The organism is Streptomyces pseudogriseolus, from assembly GCA_002154585.1.
GTDB classification, from domain to species: domain Bacteria; phylum Actinomycetota; class Actinomycetes; order Streptomycetales; family Streptomycetaceae; genus Streptomyces; species Streptomyces pseudogriseolus.
This window is the reverse complement of sequence record MUNG01000105.1, coordinates 1-14,218: the sequence shown is the minus strand read 5'-3', so window position 1 is coordinate 14,218 and position 14,218 is coordinate 1. Positions and strand designations below refer to the sequence as shown.

Annotated in this window: 13 protein-coding genes and 2 tRNA genes; 12 read left to right on the top strand and 3 right to left on the bottom strand. The window is 71.5% G+C overall.

What is annotated here, in order from left to right:
* Positions 1 to 142: 142 nt before the first annotated feature.
* Positions 143 to 1,264, bottom strand: coding sequence for a M48 family metallopeptidase (locus CCN29_RS11080; RefSeq protein ID WP_031018899.1), 1,122 nt, complete (start codon positions 1,262 to 1,264; stop codon positions 143 to 145).
* 299 nt (positions 1,265 to 1,563) lie between these two features.
* Between CCN29_RS11080 and CCN29_RS35760 the strand changes: the two genes are divergently transcribed.
* The 9 genes from CCN29_RS35760 (at position 1,564) to CCN29_RS11040 (ending at position 6,536) form a co-directional block, all read left to right on the top strand.
* Positions 1,564 to 1,728 carry a hypothetical protein gene (locus tag CCN29_RS35760; protein ID WP_006136080.1) on the top strand — a complete coding sequence of 55 codons (165 nt, stop codon included), beginning with the start codon at positions 1,564 to 1,566 and terminating at the stop codon, positions 1,726 to 1,728.
* Positions 1,729 to 1,799: 71 nt separating this feature from the next.
* On the top strand, positions 1,800 to 2,438 hold the full coding sequence (gene nadD / locus CCN29_RS11070; protein ID WP_031018896.1) for a nicotinate-nucleotide adenylyltransferase: 639 nt from the start codon (positions 1,800 to 1,802) through the stop codon (positions 2,436 to 2,438).
* A gap of 16 nt (positions 2,439 to 2,454) precedes the next feature.
* Positions 2,455 to 4,215 carry a LytR C-terminal domain-containing protein gene (locus CCN29_RS11065; protein ID WP_031018895.1) on the top strand — a complete coding sequence of 587 codons (1,761 nt, stop codon included), beginning with the start codon at positions 2,455 to 2,457 and terminating at the stop codon, positions 4,213 to 4,215.
* Positions 4,216 to 4,349: 134 nt separating this feature from the next.
* On the top strand, positions 4,350 to 4,796 hold the full coding sequence (rsfS, locus tag CCN29_RS11060; protein ID WP_086681282.1) for a ribosome silencing factor: 447 nt from the start codon (positions 4,350 to 4,352) through the stop codon (positions 4,794 to 4,796).
* Positions 4,787 to 5,461, top strand: coding sequence for a histidine phosphatase family protein (locus CCN29_RS11055; RefSeq protein ID WP_189408382.1), 675 nt, complete (start codon positions 4,787 to 4,789; stop codon positions 5,459 to 5,461). Before rsfS ends, CCN29_RS11055 begins: the two co-directional genes overlap by 10 nt.
* Before the next feature lie 185 nt (positions 5,462 to 5,646).
* Positions 5,647 to 5,719: transfer RNA gene (locus CCN29_RS11050), tRNA-Ala, on the top strand.
* A gap of 202 nt (positions 5,720 to 5,921) precedes the next feature.
* Positions 5,922 to 6,095, top strand: coding sequence for a hypothetical protein (locus tag CCN29_RS34850; protein WP_006136075.1), 174 nt, complete (start codon positions 5,922 to 5,924; stop codon positions 6,093 to 6,095).
* Positions 6,096 to 6,098: 3 nt separating this feature from the next.
* Positions 6,099 to 6,332 carry a hypothetical protein gene (locus tag CCN29_RS11045; RefSeq protein WP_006136074.1) on the top strand — a complete coding sequence of 78 codons (234 nt, stop codon included), beginning with the start codon at positions 6,099 to 6,101 and terminating at the stop codon, positions 6,330 to 6,332.
* 131 nt (positions 6,333 to 6,463) lie between these two features.
* A tRNA-Ala gene (locus tag CCN29_RS11040) sits at positions 6,464 to 6,536 on the top strand.
* A 156-nt stretch (positions 6,537 to 6,692) separates the two neighbouring features.
* On the opposite strand, the gene CCN29_RS11035 is transcribed toward CCN29_RS11040, so the two are convergent.
* Positions 6,693 to 8,306, bottom strand: coding sequence for an NADH-quinone oxidoreductase subunit NuoF family protein (locus CCN29_RS11035; RefSeq protein WP_006136073.1), 1,614 nt, complete (start codon positions 8,304 to 8,306; stop codon positions 6,693 to 6,695).
* Positions 8,303 to 9,535, bottom strand: a complete 1,233-nt coding sequence (locus CCN29_RS11030) for a ferric reductase-like transmembrane domain-containing protein (protein ID WP_086681280.1) — start codon at positions 9,533 to 9,535, stop codon at positions 8,303 to 8,305. The genes CCN29_RS11035 and CCN29_RS11030 overlap by 4 nt, the downstream gene beginning before the upstream one ends.
* Before the next feature lie 485 nt (positions 9,536 to 10,020).
* On the opposite strand from CCN29_RS11030, the gene leuS reads away from it, so the two are divergent.
* The 3 genes from leuS to CCN29_RS11015 form a co-directional block, all read left to right on the top strand.
* Positions 10,021 to 12,891, top strand: coding sequence for a leucine--tRNA ligase (leuS, locus tag CCN29_RS11025; protein WP_086681277.1), 2,871 nt, complete (start codon positions 10,021 to 10,023; stop codon positions 12,889 to 12,891).
* Positions 12,892 to 13,044: 153 nt separating this feature from the next.
* The gene (locus tag CCN29_RS11020; RefSeq protein ID WP_006136070.1) at positions 13,045 to 13,791 is read left to right on the top strand and encodes a hypothetical protein; all 747 of its coding nucleotides are present in this window, start codon (positions 13,045 to 13,047) and stop codon (positions 13,789 to 13,791) included.
* Between the two features lie 92 nt (positions 13,792 to 13,883).
* Positions 13,884 to 14,218 (top strand): DegV family protein (locus CCN29_RS11015; protein ID WP_143661307.1); only part of this gene is annotated, 335 nt, incomplete at its 3' end.

Here is a 14,218-nt window from a genome sequence, read left to right as displayed (position 1 = left end):
CCGGGCGCGCGCCCGGAAGCGGCCGTACCTCTCCGAGCAGCCGGCCGGGTGCCGCTCCGCGGGGAGGGGGCGGCGCACCCCCGGGTCCCGGACGCACCCGCCCGCCGGGCGTACACGCGTCGAGGCGCGCCGCGTCACGCGCTCACGATCCGTCGCGTGGCGGGTTTCCGTCCGTGTCCGTGTCCGTGCCGGTGTCCGAGGCCGGGCGGGACGGGCCCGGCTTGGGGGCCGTGAAGCCGCCGAAGCCCCGGCGGACCCGGTCGCCGAGGTCGCCCGCGCCGCCCGCGATGTCGCTGACCAGCTTCATCAGCGGGTCCTTCGAGGTACGTACCTCGTCGGCGTAAGTGCTCGCCGACTCCCGCCAGGAGTCCCGTACCGACGCGTCCTTGTCGTCCGCGCGGCGCGGGTAGTGGCCGTCCATGATCCGCTGGTAGTCACGGGAGGCCGCCCACTTCTTCAGCTCGGCCGCCCGCACCGTGGTGAACGGGTGCGAGCGCGGCAGCACGTTAAGGATCTTCAGCACGGAGTCGCGCAGGTCGCCGCCCGACTCGTACTCCTCGGCCTGCTCCAGGAACGCGTCCACGTTCATCTCGTGCAGATGGTTGCCGCCCGCGATCTTCATCAGGCCGCGCATCGACGCCCGGACGTCCTGCCCCACCAGCAGCCCCGCGCGGTCCGCGGACAGCTCCGACTTGCGGAACCACTCCCGCAGCGCGGTCACGATCGCCATGATCGCCACGTTGCCCAGCGGGATCCACGCGACCCGGACCGCCAGCGACGTCAGGAACAGCAGGACCGTCCGGTACACCGAGTGACCGGACAGCGCGTGCCCGACCTCGTGCCCGACGACCGCCCGCATCTCCTCCTCGTCGAGCAGCTCCACCAGCCCCGTGGTCACCACGATGATCGGCTCGTCGAGACCGATGCACATCGCGTTCGGGACCGGGTCCTGGCTGACGTACATCGGGGGGACCTTCTCCAGGTCCAGGATGTAGCAGGCGTCCCGCAGCATGTCGTTGAGGTGCGCGAACTGCCGGTCCGAGACCCGCACCGAGTCGGACAGGAACAGCAGCCGCAGACTGCGCTCGGGCAGCAGCCCGCTCAGCGCCTTGAAGACCGTGTCGAACCCACTCAGCTTCCGCAGCGCCACCAGCGCGGAACGGTCGGCGGGGTGCTCGTACGCGCGCGAGGAGATCCCGGGGAAGCGCCTGCGCTGCCTGCCGGGCACCTTCTCGTGCCCGTTGTGCTGGTGGCCGTCGGACATCTTTCCCCCATGTGCGTCTGGTTGACCTGCAAGGTCGCCGGCGCGGCCCTTGTGCTCCCCCCGCGGCGGGACCCAGCCTAGGCGGGATTCCCGTCCGCGGGCAGCGGGGCGGCCGCTTCGTGCGGCCCCACGCGGAAGGACGAGCGGGCGCCGGGCAACGGTTGCCTCCCCGCGCCGGGACGGCCCCGCCGGGGCGCCGCACGCCCGCAACGGCGGAGTCGGCGTGATCGCCGCGAAGCCGCCCGCATACGATGAGCGCACGTCTTTATCCCGCCCACACGCGATAGGTCCTGCCGAAGATGAGCTTCCCCAGCACCGCTGCCCAGATGGTCACCCTCGCCGCCGAGGGCGGAGAGCACGGCGGCAACCACGAGAGCCTCAGCCCCTACCTCACCGGCGGCGGCGCCCTGTTCGTGCTGCTGCTCCTGCTGTGGATCACCACCCGCTTCAACCGCGACCGCTGAGCCCCCGGGCCTCCCGGCCCGAGGGCACTGGCGGACGGGGCCCACAGGCCGGGCCGGTAGGGTCTGCACGCATGGGAGAGCAGGACATGCCTACCGGCCCCGGCACCGGCCCGGCTTCGCGGGGCAAGCGCCGTCTGGGCGTCATGGGCGGCACTTTCGACCCGATCCACCACGGGCACCTGGTGGCGGCCAGCGAGGTGGCCGCGCAGTTCCACCTCGACGAGGTGGTCTTCGTGCCCACCGGCCAGCCCTGGCAGAAGAGCCACCGCGCGGTGTCGCCCGCCGAGGACCGCTACCTGATGACGGTCATCGCCACCGCCGAGAACCCGCAGTTCTCGGTGAGCCGCATCGACATCGACCGCGGCGGCCCCACCTACACCGTGGACACCCTGCGCGACCTCGCCGCGCTCAACCCGGACACGGACCTGTTCTTCATCACCGGCGCCGACGCCCTCGCCCAGATCCTGACCTGGCGTGACAGCGAGGAACTGTTCTCCCTGGCACACTTCATCGGCGTGACCCGGCCCGGCCACCATCTGACCGACGCCGGCCTGCCCGAGGGCGGGGTCTCGCTCGTGGAGGTCCCGGCCCTCGCCATCTCCTCCACGGACTGCCGTGCGAGAGTCGCCAAGGGAGACCCCGTCTGGTACCTGGTGCCGGACGGTGTCGTGCGCTACATCGCCAAGCGTCAGCTGTATCGCGGCGAGTGAGCCGAGAGGGGCACCGGTGAACGACGGATACGACGCGGGATACGGCGACGGGGGACCGTACGAGCTCGTCGGCTACGACGAGTACGGCCGGCCGGTCTACCGGCAGGCCGCCGACCAGCAGACGCAGGCCCAGCAGTACGACCCCTACGGGCAGCAGGGGCAGCAGGGGCAGCATCAGGGCCAGCAGAGTCAGCAGCAGGGCTACGGCTACGACCCGTACGCCACGGGCGGCCACCAGCAGCCCGCCTACGACCCCTACGGGAACGGCGGCGGCTACGGCTACGACGCCTACCCGCAGCAGCAGCCCGCCCCCGACCCCTACGGGCAGGGCACGCACGGCGACGGCACCGGGCAGCAGCCCCGGGTGACCGAGCAGACGGCGTACATACCGGAGCAGCCCGCCCCCGCCCCGGAGCGGACCGCGCACATCCCCCGGCAGGCCGGCCCGGCCGACGAGGGGTACGACGGCGACGACGGCACCGACGGCGCCGGCTCCGCCCCCGAGTACCGCACCGAGCAGTTCGCCTTCGTCGAGGAGCCCGACGGCGACTCCGAGGACGTCATCGACTGGCTCAAGTTCACCGAGAACCGCACCGAGCGCCGCGAGGAGGCCCGCCGCCGCGCCCGCAGCCGGATCGTCGCCCTGACCGTGGTGCTCGCGCTGCTCGTCGCCGGCGGCGTCGGCTACCTCTGGTACGCCGGGAAACTGCCCGGAGTCTCCGGCTCCGACGCGGACACCGGCACCACCACCGCCGCGGGCGCGCAGAAGCGGGACGTCCTGGTCGTCCACCTGCACGACACCGAGAACGGCGGCACCTCCACCGCGCTGCTCGTGGACAACGCCACCACCAAGCAGGGCACCACCGTGCTGCTCCCCAACTCCCTCGCCCTCACCGCCGAGGACGGCACCACCACCACGCTCGCCAAGTCCGTCGAGGACGACGGATCCGAAGGCACCCGCACCGCCCTCGACACCGTCCTCGGCACCGACATCGAGGGCACCTGGCGGCTGGACACCCCCTTCCTGCTCACCCTCGTCGACCTGGTCGGCAACATCGAGGTCGACACCGACACGGACGTGCCCGACCCGGACGCCAAGAAGAAGGGCGAGGCGCCGCTGGTGCGCAAGGGCAAGGGCCAGACCCTCAGCGGCAAGATGGCCGTCGCCTACGCCACCCACCGCGGCCCCGGCGAGGACCAGAACGCCCAGCTGGAGCGGTTCGGGCAGGTGCTGCACGGGGTGCTGCGCAAGATGACCTCCGAGCCGGACGCCGCCACGGTCACCGTCCAGACCCTCGGCCAGATCATCGAGCCGCCGCTGACCGACGCGGACCTCGGCGCCTTCCTCGCCGGGCTCTCCGACCTCGCCAAGGGCGGCGACCACCGCACCACGCTGCTGCCCGTCGAGGGGGACGGCACGCTCACCGCCGAGGCGAGCGACGGCGTCGTCAAGGACGTCCTTGGCGGCACCGCCAAGAGCCCCGACCGGGACGCCGCGGTCACCGTCTCCGTGCGCAACGCCACCGGCGACGGGGACGACACCGAGAAGGCCCGCGTGGTGCTCCTCAACGGCGGCTTCACCTTCCTGGAGGGCGGCACCGCCGGCTCCGCCGAGGCCGCCTCCGAAGTCGTCTACGCCGACCCCGCCGAGAAGGAGAACGCCACCGAGGTCGCCAAGACCCTGGGCCTGCCCGCCGACGCCGTCACCAAGGGCGAGATCTCGGGCAACGCGCGCGTGGCGGTCGTCCTCGGCCAGGACTACGACCCCGGGTCGTAGCGAGTCCGGGTCGTAGCGAGTCCGGGCGCACCCCGCGTCAGGGAGGAGATGCGCACCCCGCGTATTCACGTGGGGTGCGCACGGCGGTCCGTGAGACCCTTGAGGACAAACGACCGCCGACCGAAAGCCATGCAGTGACCGCAACCGACCGTTCCATCGAGCTCGTCCACACAGCCGCCCAGGCGGCCGCCGACAAGCTCGCGCACGACATCGTCGCCTACGACGTCAGTGACGTGCTGTCCATCACCGACGCATTCCTGCTGGCCTCCGCGCCGAACGACCGCCAGGTCAAGTCGATCGTCGACGAGATCGAGGAGCGGCTCGGCAAGGAGCTCGGCGCCAAGCCGGTCCGCCGCGAGGGCGACCGCGAGGCCCGCTGGGTACTGCTCGACTACGTCGACATCGTCGTCCACGTCCAGCACAGCGAGGAGCGGGTCTTCTACGCCCTGGAGCGGCTGTGGAAGGACTGCCCCGAGCTCGACCTCCCCGAGGACGCCAAGGCCACCCGCGGCAAGGCCGCCGAGCACGCCAAGCTCCAGGAGGCCGAGGAGGCGGCGGAGCCGGGCGGTGAGTGGCGGTGAGCGCCACCGGTGAGGTGAGCGGCTCCGCGCGCCGGGGCCGCCGCATCATCCTGTGGCGGCACGGCCAGACCTCCTGGAACGTGGAACGCCGCTTCCAGGGCTCCACGGACGTCGAGCTGACCGGGACCGGCGTCGCCCAGGCCCGCCGGGCCGCCCGACTGCTCGCGGGTCTGAAGCCCGATGCCATCGTCGCCTCCGACCTCAAGCGGGCCGCGGCCACCGCCGCCGAGCTGGCCGCGCTCACCGGCCTGCACGTCGTCCACGACGAGGCCCTGCGGGAGACGTACGCGGGCGTCTGGCAGGGCCTGACGCACGACGAGATCATCGCCCGGTACGGCGAGGAGTACGCCGCGTGGAAGCGCGGCGAGCCCGTCCGCCGCGGCGGCGGCGAACTGGAGACCGAGGTCGCCGACCGCGCCGCCCCCCTGGTGCTGCGGCACGCCGAGAAGCTCCCGGAGAACGGCACGCTCGTGGTCGTCAGCCACGGCGGCACCATCCGCACCACCATCGGCCGGCTGCTCGGCCTCGACCCGCGCAGCTGGGAGAGCCTGGGCGGGCTCACCAACTGCTGCTGGTCCGTCCTCGGCGAGGGCGCCCGGGGCTGGCGGCTGCTGGAGCACAACGCCGGCACCCTGCCGGAGCCGGTGCTCGGCGACGACGACTGAGGACGGCCGCGCCCGCCGCCGTGCCCCCTCGGGGCCTCCGGCGGCGGCCGTACGAGGCGGCTCCCCGCGCGACTCCACGGCGTCCCGGACCCGGATTTCACTTTCCGGCAGGTCGCAGGCTAAAGTTCTTCTTGTTCGCCCCGCTGAGCGGGGCGGAACCAGGAAGTCACTTCATGTGGCTGCCAGGGGCTATAGCTCAGTTGGTAGAGCGCCTGCATGGCATGCAGGAGGTCAGGAGTTCAATTCTCCTTAGCTCCACATGGTGAAGATCCCGTCTCCCTCCGCGGAGGCGGGATCTTTTGTCGTCCGCCGGTGAGTACGGCGGCGTCCTCCGACGTATACCTCTGCGAGGCGTACAGCCGTGTCCCTACCGGTACCACGGCGTCGCTGACCGTATTGGCCCGGTCGTGGCAGAATCAAACGACCGGAAGGGGGCGCGGCCCGACGGGAGGGAGTTGTGATGCCTGCGAGCATCCTCGAGGAGGTCGACCACCTCCTCGGAGCGGTGTCGACCCGACGGACCTCCACCCGTCTCAGCTGCCCCTCCTGCGGTTCCGCACACGTCGCCCAGGTGCTCGGCGACAACGGCGGGATCTCCTACGTGTGCACGGCCTGCGGCCACAGCTGGAGCTGACCGATGGGTGCACACAGGCGGAAGTGCGACTGGTGCGGCAGCGGCACCCCCATCGTCCGCGACATGGAGCCGATCAACCCCGACTACCAGTACTGGTGCGAGGAGTGCGCGCGGGCGCTGATCATAAAAGGCGACCCCATCGAGACGTACCGGGAACTCGAGGGCGAGCCGATCTACGGCCGGCTGCTGGAGGAGCACTGCACCCTCAAACGCTTCTACTCGTTCGTGACGGCGTGACCTGCTGAGGGAGCACGGCCGGGAGCGCGCGATCCGGACGGAACGGGCGAAGCGAAACCGATTTGGTGTTGGGCCGGGGGGACCGTGTAAAGTTGGCGTCGCCGCCGGGGAAACCCGGGGGAACACCGCAAGGGGCTATAGCTCAGTTGGTAGAGCGCCTGCATGGCATGCAGGAGGTCAGGAGTTCAATTCTCCTTAGCTCCACAGAAGTCGAGGGCGGACCATCCGAACGGATGGTCCGCCCTCGGTCGTTGTCGCGCACGTCACCGCACCTCCCGCGCCACGAGAACGGAACGGCCCTCTCCGGCGGCTCGAGGCCGCCGGAGAGGGCCGGCTGCGTGTGTCCCCCCCGATCCCCCGTCAGCGCCCCAGAGCGCGCCTGCCGCGGCCCTGGGAGAGCACCGGAAGGTTCCGGGAGGGCGCCTTCGCCTGCGGGGCCGAGTCCTCGATGCGCAGCGCCAGCGCGGGGCAGCGCCGCACCGCGCGCAGCGCCTTCGCCTCCGCGTAACGCGGCACCTGCGCCTGAGCCACCGTCGGGAAGCCGTCCGCGCCGAGCTGGAACACCTCCGGGAGGATGTCCGCGCACAGCCCGTGGCCCCGGCACAGGGTCCAGTCGACGAAGATCTTCTGACGGCTGGGGCCGTTCTTCTCCTCGTCCTCGCCGCCCGGGATGCCCGTGGGGGTCGCGCCGCCCTCGAACAGAGGCAGCACGCCGGCCACGGGCCGTCCGCAGCCGTTGCCGAGGGCGTGCAGCGCGATGTCCTCGCCGAACGCCTTGAGCGTCGACTCCAGGAACATCGCGGAGCCGTCCGGGTGCGAACAGGCCCCCCGCCGCTTCACGTTCTTCGCGACCTGCCGGACCGCCTCGACCGCGGCCGGGCCGCCGCCGTTCAGGATGTCCTCCAGGCCGCGCGCGGCGGCCGGGAGCCCCAGGTAGCAGGGGCCGCACTGGTTGGCGCTCTCCTGCGCCAGCCACTTGGCCACCATCAGCGACTCGCCCAGCGGGCAGGTGTCCTGACTGATCGGCAGGATTGCGCCCGCGCCCAGCGAACCGCCCACCGCGTCCAGCGAGTTGCGGGAGACGATGGCCTCGTTCACGGTCGCCGCGTCGATCCACTTGCCGTGGTAGCCGCCGGTCAGCACGCCCTGCGGGACCGGCGGGGCGCCGGCCAGCTGGAGCACGTAGCGCAGCGGCACGCCGGTGGGCACCTCGATCACCATCGGGCGGGCCACCGCACCGGACACCGTGAGCATCACGGTGCCCGGCTCGTCGTACAGGCCGGTGTTGCCGTAGCGCTCCGGGCCGATGCGGGCGGCGATGGCGAGCTGGGCGAACGTCTCGGCGTTGGACAGCAGGGTGGGCGCGCCGCCGACGCCGTTCTTCGAGGCGCTGACCTTGCGGCCCGGCGGGATGGCCGGGCCGCCGTCGATGGAGCGGATCAGGGAGGCGGCGGCCCCCGTCACCATGCGCACCGGGTTGCGCTGCACCCGGGCGCGCAGCGCCGAGCGGCGGCCGTTGCTCAGGCCGCGCTCGGCGAGCGCCTGTTCCATCGAGCGCTGGGTGGACTCACGGGTGACCCCCACCACGAGCGTGCGGGCGCCCATCGCCTCGGCGCACAGCAGCGCGCCGTCCAGGATGAGGTGCGGTGCGCGGTTGATGAGCACCGTGTCCTTGCGGCAGGCCGGTTCGTCCTCGCTGCCGTTGACGACGACGACCGGCCGGACGCCGCGCTTGATCGCCGATTCGGCGACCGAGCGCAGCTTCTTGTGGAAGGGGAAGCCCGCGCCGCCGCGGCCCCTGAGGTTGATGCGTTCGGCGAGCTGCGCGAGCTGCTCACCGCCCAGGGGCTCGAGCGGGCCGTGCACCTTGAGGTGCATCTGCAGATCGAGCCGGTCGACAAGGTCGAAACCCGACGTGAGCTGGGGAAGCCCTACGACGCGGACTTCGGGAACGTCGGGCAGGGCCTCGTTCACTTAAAGCCTCCGGAAGGCGTGTTCCAAGGTTCGCCCGACCCCGGTGCGCCGAAGTCGTAGGACGACGAGGGCACACCGGGGGTTGGTGCATTGGCGGGACCGCTGTTGTACGTGTCACCCGGGTTGTACGTGCCGTAGAGGGTGTTCGTCTCAGCGGTGTCGTACACATCACTCGACCCGTAGCCGGAGCCGACCGAATTGTCGTAGGTCGGGATGGTGTATCCGGTGTCGTTGAGCGGGTCGTACGCCGACGGCGGGGCCTCGCCGACCGGCGGCGGGGACGGGATCGGCCAGCTGCCCGAGGTGCTGGAGGGCGTGTCGACCCGGGGGATCGCCTCCGTGGCCTGGAGGTCCGGCATCTCCATGCGGGCGGTGGCGTCCGTGAGGGGGTTCCCGGCGGACTGCCGGGGCGGGGTGGAGACCGCGCGGTAGGCGGCCGCGAAGCCGTTCGCCGGTTCCGGGGCCGGCATGGGCGAGGGGGCGTCGAACGACGGGCGTTCGGAGCGCCCCCGCCGGTCGTCGCGGGCGTCCCCGCCGCCGTAGCCGGGCAGGACGGACTCCGCGTTGCGCGCTCTGGCCTCCTCCAGCCGGCTGCCGGGCTGCTGGTCGGTGAGGCCCAGCATCGAGGTGATGCGGTCGGCCACCTTGCGCTTGACCGGGCGCGGGGAGGCCCGCAGCACCAGGGCCGCGAACACGCCGAGCAGCGACAGGCCGTAAAGGATCATGAAGATCGGCTTGGCCGCTCGACCCGCGTAGAGGCCGTGCACCAGCGCTGCGCACCAGGCCGGGTAGGCCAGCATGTGCACCGCGCGCCAGCGGGCGGCGACCTCCGCCGGGGAGGCGAAGCGGTTGCGCAGGACGCCCGTGATCGCGACGAAGATCATCAACATGCCGGCCAGGGTGCCGAGGCCGATCAGGAAGCTCCGCCCCGAGACGGCCTCGTCGTCGGTGAGGAGCAGCCCGAAGGGGATCACGGCGGCGATCCACGAGGTGTGGTCCAGCGCCAGCTTGATCACGATGTGGATCAGCAGGAAGACGACGGACGCGACCGCCGTGGTGCGGTGCACCGCCTGCGCGAGGATCCGCTGCCGGGGGCCGAGCAGGATCCGGTCCTGCGCCACGAGCCCCCAGATCACGGAGCAGCTGAGGCAGACGAGCGACAGGACGCCGACGCCGAAGTTGAGGAAGTCGACGAACCAGTCGTCCGCCGTGCTGTCGTCCGGCCTCACGACGCACCTCCGGACGTCCGGACGCACAGCGGGTACGACGGAGTCGCAGCCGACCTGCCCCGAGCGGGGGGTGGGCTGCCGAGTGGACGAGGGTTCATGGGGGCAACTCCGAACGGTTCGGTAAAGCGGTCCCGCTGCCGAACTCTAAGCCTCGTCGTACCCGTCAGTACCAGGTTTGAGTTATTGCGCTGTTATCAAAAGACAATGAGCCCGTTGTGTTGTCCCCTTAGGGGTCGTTACGCGAAGTAACTTTTGACCAAGGTTCAAAGCGCCGGGGAAGGGCGTCGCGGCGAGATCCGTCCCTGCGGTACCCTGACCGCATGCGTGCCGTACGCCTTCTGCTTAGCGAGCCGCGCTGATCAGTCCCGACCGCCGATGTCCCGGCAGGCCGGAATCGGCGCGGCGTCCCCTCCTGTGCGAGGGGTTTTTTCATTTCCAGGAAGTCGCAGCAGCAGGCAGAGACGATCGATGGAGCTTTGAGGATCATGAGCGAGACGAACCCCGCAGCCGCGGAGGCCGCGCCGCACCGCTACACGGCCGCCCTGGCCGCCGAGATCGAGGCACGCTGGCAGGACTTCTGGGACGCCGAGGGCACGTACGCGGCGCCCAACCCCAAGGGTGACCTGGCGGGCGATCCGGAGCTGGTCGCGCGGCCCAAGAAGTTCATCATGGACATGTTCCCGTACCCGTCGGGCGCGGGCCTGCACGTCGGACACCCGCTGGGCTACATCGCCACCGACGTCTACGCCCGCTTCCAGCGCATGACCGGGCACAACGTCCTGCACACCCTGGGCTTCGACGCCTTCGGCCTGCCCGCCGAGCAGTACGCGGTGCAGACCGGCACGCACCCGCGCGTGTCCACCGAGGCCAACATCAAGAACATGCAGATCCAGCTGCGCCGGCTGGGCCTGGGCCACGACAAGCGCCGCTCGTTCGCCACGATCGACCCGGACTACTACAAGTGGACCCAGTGGATCTTCCTGCAGATCTTCAACTCCTGGTACGACGACGAGGCGAAGAAGGCCCGCCCGATCTCCGAGCTGGTCGCGCAGTTCGAGTCCGGTGAGCGCCCCGTCCCCGGCCACACGCGCGCGTGGAGCGAACTGACCGAGGCCGAGCGCGCCGACGTGCTGGGCGAGTTCCGCCTGGCCTACGCCTCCGACGCGCCCGTCAACTGGTGCCCCGGCCTGGGCACCGTGCTGGCCAACGAGGAGGTCACCGCCGACGGCCGCTCCGAGCGCGGCAACTTCCCCGTGTTCAAGGCCAAGCTGCGCCAGTGGAACATGCGCATCACCGCCTACGCCGACCGTCTGCTGGACGACCTGGACGCCCTGGACTGGCCCGAGGCGATCAAGCTGCAGCAGCGCAACTGGATCGGCCGCTCCGAGGGCGCCCGCGTCGACTTCCCCATCGACGGCGAGAACATCACCGTCTTCACGACCCGCCCCGACACCCTGTTCGGCGCCACCTACATGGTGCTGGCGCCCGAGCACCCGCTGGTCGAGAAGTTCACCCCGGCCGCCTGGCCCCAGGGCACCCACGAGGTGTGGACCGGCGGCCACGCCACGCCCGCCGAGGCCGTCGCCGCCTACCGCGCCCAGGCCGCCGCCAAGTCCGACGTCGAGCGCCAGGCCGAGGCCAAGGACAAGACCGGCGTCTTCACCGGCGCCTACGCGACCAACCCGGTCAACGGCCGCCAGGTGCCCGTCTTCATCGCCGACTACGTCCTGATGGGCTACGGCACCGGCGCGATCATGGCCGTCCCCGGACACGACACCCGCGACTTCGCGTTCGCCCGCGCCTTCGAACTGCCCGTCGTCTGCGTGGTCGAGCCGACCGACGGCCGCGGCACCGACCCCGCGACGTGGGGCGACGCCTTCGTCTCCCACGACGCGACCATCGTCAACTCCTCCGGCGAGCACGTCTCCCTGGACGGCCTGGGCGTCACCGAGGCCAAGGCGCGCATCACCGAGTGGCTGGAGCGCGAGGGCCACGGCGAGGGCACCGTCAACTTCCGCCTGCGCGACTGGCTGTTCAGCCGCCAGCGCTACTGGGGCGAGCCCTTCCCGATCGTCTACGACGAGGACGGCATCGCCCACGCGCTGCCCGAGTCGATGCTGCCGCTGGAGCTGCCCGAGGTCGACGACTACAGCCCGCGCACCTTCGACCCGGACGACGCCGACACCCAGCCCGAGACGCCCCTGTCGCGCAACGAGGACTGGGTCAACGTCACCCTGGACCTGGGCGACGGGCCGAAGAAGTACCGCCGCGAGACCAACACCATGCCCAACTGGGCCGGTTCCTGCTGGTACGAGCTGCGCTACCTGGACCCGCACAACTCCGGGAAGCTGGTCGACCCGGAGATCGAGCAGTACTGGATGGGCCCGCGCGAGGGCATGCCGCACGGCGGCGTCGACCTGTACGTCGGCGGCGCCGAACACGCCGTGCTGCACCTGCTGTACGCGCGCTTCTGGTCCAAGGTGCTGTACGACCTGGGCCACGTCTCCTCGGCCGAGCCGTTCCACAAGCTGTTCAACCAGGGCATGATCCAGGCCTACGTCTACCGTGACAGCCGGGGCATCGCCGTGCCGGCCGCCGAGGTGGAGGAGCGCGACGGCGGCTACTGGTACCAGGGCGAGCGCGTCACCCGCCTGCTGGGCAAGATGGGCAAGTCCCTGAAGAACGCGGTCACCCCGGACGAGATCTGCGCCGAGTACGGCGCCGACACCCTGCGCCTGTACGAGATGGCCATGGGCCCGCTGGACGTGTCCCGCCCCTGGGACACCCGCGCGGTCGTCGGCCAGTTCCGTCTGCTGCAGCGGCTGTGGCGCAACATCGTCGACGAGACGACCGGCGAGGTCACCGTCGTCGACGAGGGCGACGTCGACGAGGACACCCTGCGCGCCCTGCACAAGGCGATCGACGGCGTGCGCGGCGACCTGGAGGGCATGCGCTTCAACACCGCCATCGCCAAGGTCACCGAGCTGAACAACCACCTGACCAAGCGGGGAGGCCCGCTGCCGCGTCCGGTCGCGGAGTCGCTGGTGCTGCTGGTCGCGCCGCTGGCCCCGCACATCGCCGAGGAGCTGTGGCGCAAGCTGGGCCACACCGACTCCGTGGTGCACCGGGACTTCCCGGTGGCCGACCCGGCGTACGTGGTCGACGAGACCGTCACCTGCGTGGTCCAGATCAAGGGCAAGGTGAAGGCCAGGCTGGAGGTGTCCCCGGGCATCTCCGACGACGAGCTGGAGAAGACGGCACTGGCCGACGAGCGGGTGGTCGCGGCGCTGGACGGCGCGGGCATCCGCAAGGTGATCGTGCGGGCGCCGAAGCTGGTGAACATCGTTCCGGCGTGACGGGGCCCGGCTGACCCCTACGGGTAGCGGGCGCGGTGTGTGCGGGCAGGTTCGGGGTTCCGGCGGAACTCCGGGCCTGCCCGTTGCGTTTACCGTGGAGAAGCGGCACGACAGGTGCCGGGACAGGCCGGACGTGCCCGAAGGAGGAGCCTCGTGGAAGCGGTGTTCGCAGTGATCGCCCTGCTCTTCGTGCTCTTCGTCGCCCTGGGCGTGTACGCCACGGTGAAGGTCGTCGGCGCCGCCAAGCGCAGCGCGGACCGCCACATCCACCAGGCCCGCCGCACGGTCGAGGACCACACCCTGCGCGCCAAGGCGTTCGCGCAGACCGGCCCGGCCGGCGAGATCGCCCAGCTCCGGCTGACGCTGCGCACCTCGATGCGCGCCACGCAGGACGCCCTGGAGGCGGTCGCCGCCGAGGACGACTCGGTCAAGGAGTCCCTCGCCCTCTTCCAGCGCCTCAGCGCGCACGGCCACGAGCTCGACGCGGAACTGCGCCGCCTGGAGGGCGAGCCGGACCGCGCCACCCTGTCCGCGCGCCTGCCCGGCCTGCGCGAGCGCACCGAGCGCATCACCGGCTCCGCCGACTCCCTGCGCTGGGCCACCCGCGACCGCGCCCGCCGCTTCGCCGACGACGACCTCGACTCGCTGAGCGCGCAGATCGACATGGAGGCCGGCGCCCTGCGCCACTGGACCACCTCCGACCAGCAGCCGGCCACGCCCCCGAGGTGGCCCGAGGCACCGGCCGCCGACGCCCCGGGACCCGGCCAGACCTGGCCGGACACCGCGCGGCAGGAGGCCGAGCCGCAGCAGGACGACGGGGAGCGGCCCGCCATCGCGCCGGCCGCCCCGCGCCCCACCTACCCCTGGCAGAAGAAGCCGCGCCCCGAGAGCACCACATGACGCCGCCCGAGCGGCGATGACCACTCCACGGCGGACGACGCCCCACGGGCCCGGGCTGCCGCACGGCCACCACGGCAGGTAACCTCCAGCTCATGTCCCGCCATGTCGCGATCGTCACCGATTCAACGGCCTACCTTCCGGCCCGGACGATGGAGCGGCACGGCATCACCGCGGTACCCCTGACCGTGGTGCTGGGGGACCGCGCCCTCGAGGAGGGCACCGAGATCTCCACCCGCAGTCTCGCCCAGGCTTTGCAGAAGCGGCGCCCCGTCACGACGTCCCGCCCCAGCCCCGAGCTGTTCGCGGAGACCTACCGCAGGGTCGCCGAGTCCGGTGCGACCGGCATCGTCTCGCTCCATCTCTCCGCCGAGCTGTCCGGAACCTACGACGCGGCGGTCCTCGCGGCCCGCGAGGACCGCCGCGTCGT

Bases quoted from the DNA above. Each gene is read 5' to 3' on its own strand.
- CCN29_RS11080 (WP_031018899.1), bottom strand. From the start codon at position 1,264: ATGTCCGACGGCCACCAGCACAACGGGCACGAGAAGGTGCCCGGCAGG.
- leuS (WP_086681277.1), top strand. From the start codon at position 10,021: ATGAGCGAGACGAACCCCGCAGCCGCGGAGGCCGCGCCGCACCGCTAC.
- CCN29_RS35760 (WP_006136080.1), top strand. From the start codon at position 1,564: ATGAGCTTCCCCAGCACCGCTGCCCAGATGGTCACCCTCGCCGCCGAG.
- CCN29_RS34850 (WP_006136075.1), top strand. From the start codon at position 5,922: ATGCCTGCGAGCATCCTCGAGGAGGTCGACCACCTCCTCGGAGCGGTG.
- nadD (WP_031018896.1), top strand. From the start codon at position 1,800: ATGGGAGAGCAGGACATGCCTACCGGCCCCGGCACCGGCCCGGCTTCG.
- CCN29_RS11045 (WP_006136074.1), top strand. From the start codon at position 6,099: ATGGGTGCACACAGGCGGAAGTGCGACTGGTGCGGCAGCGGCACCCCC.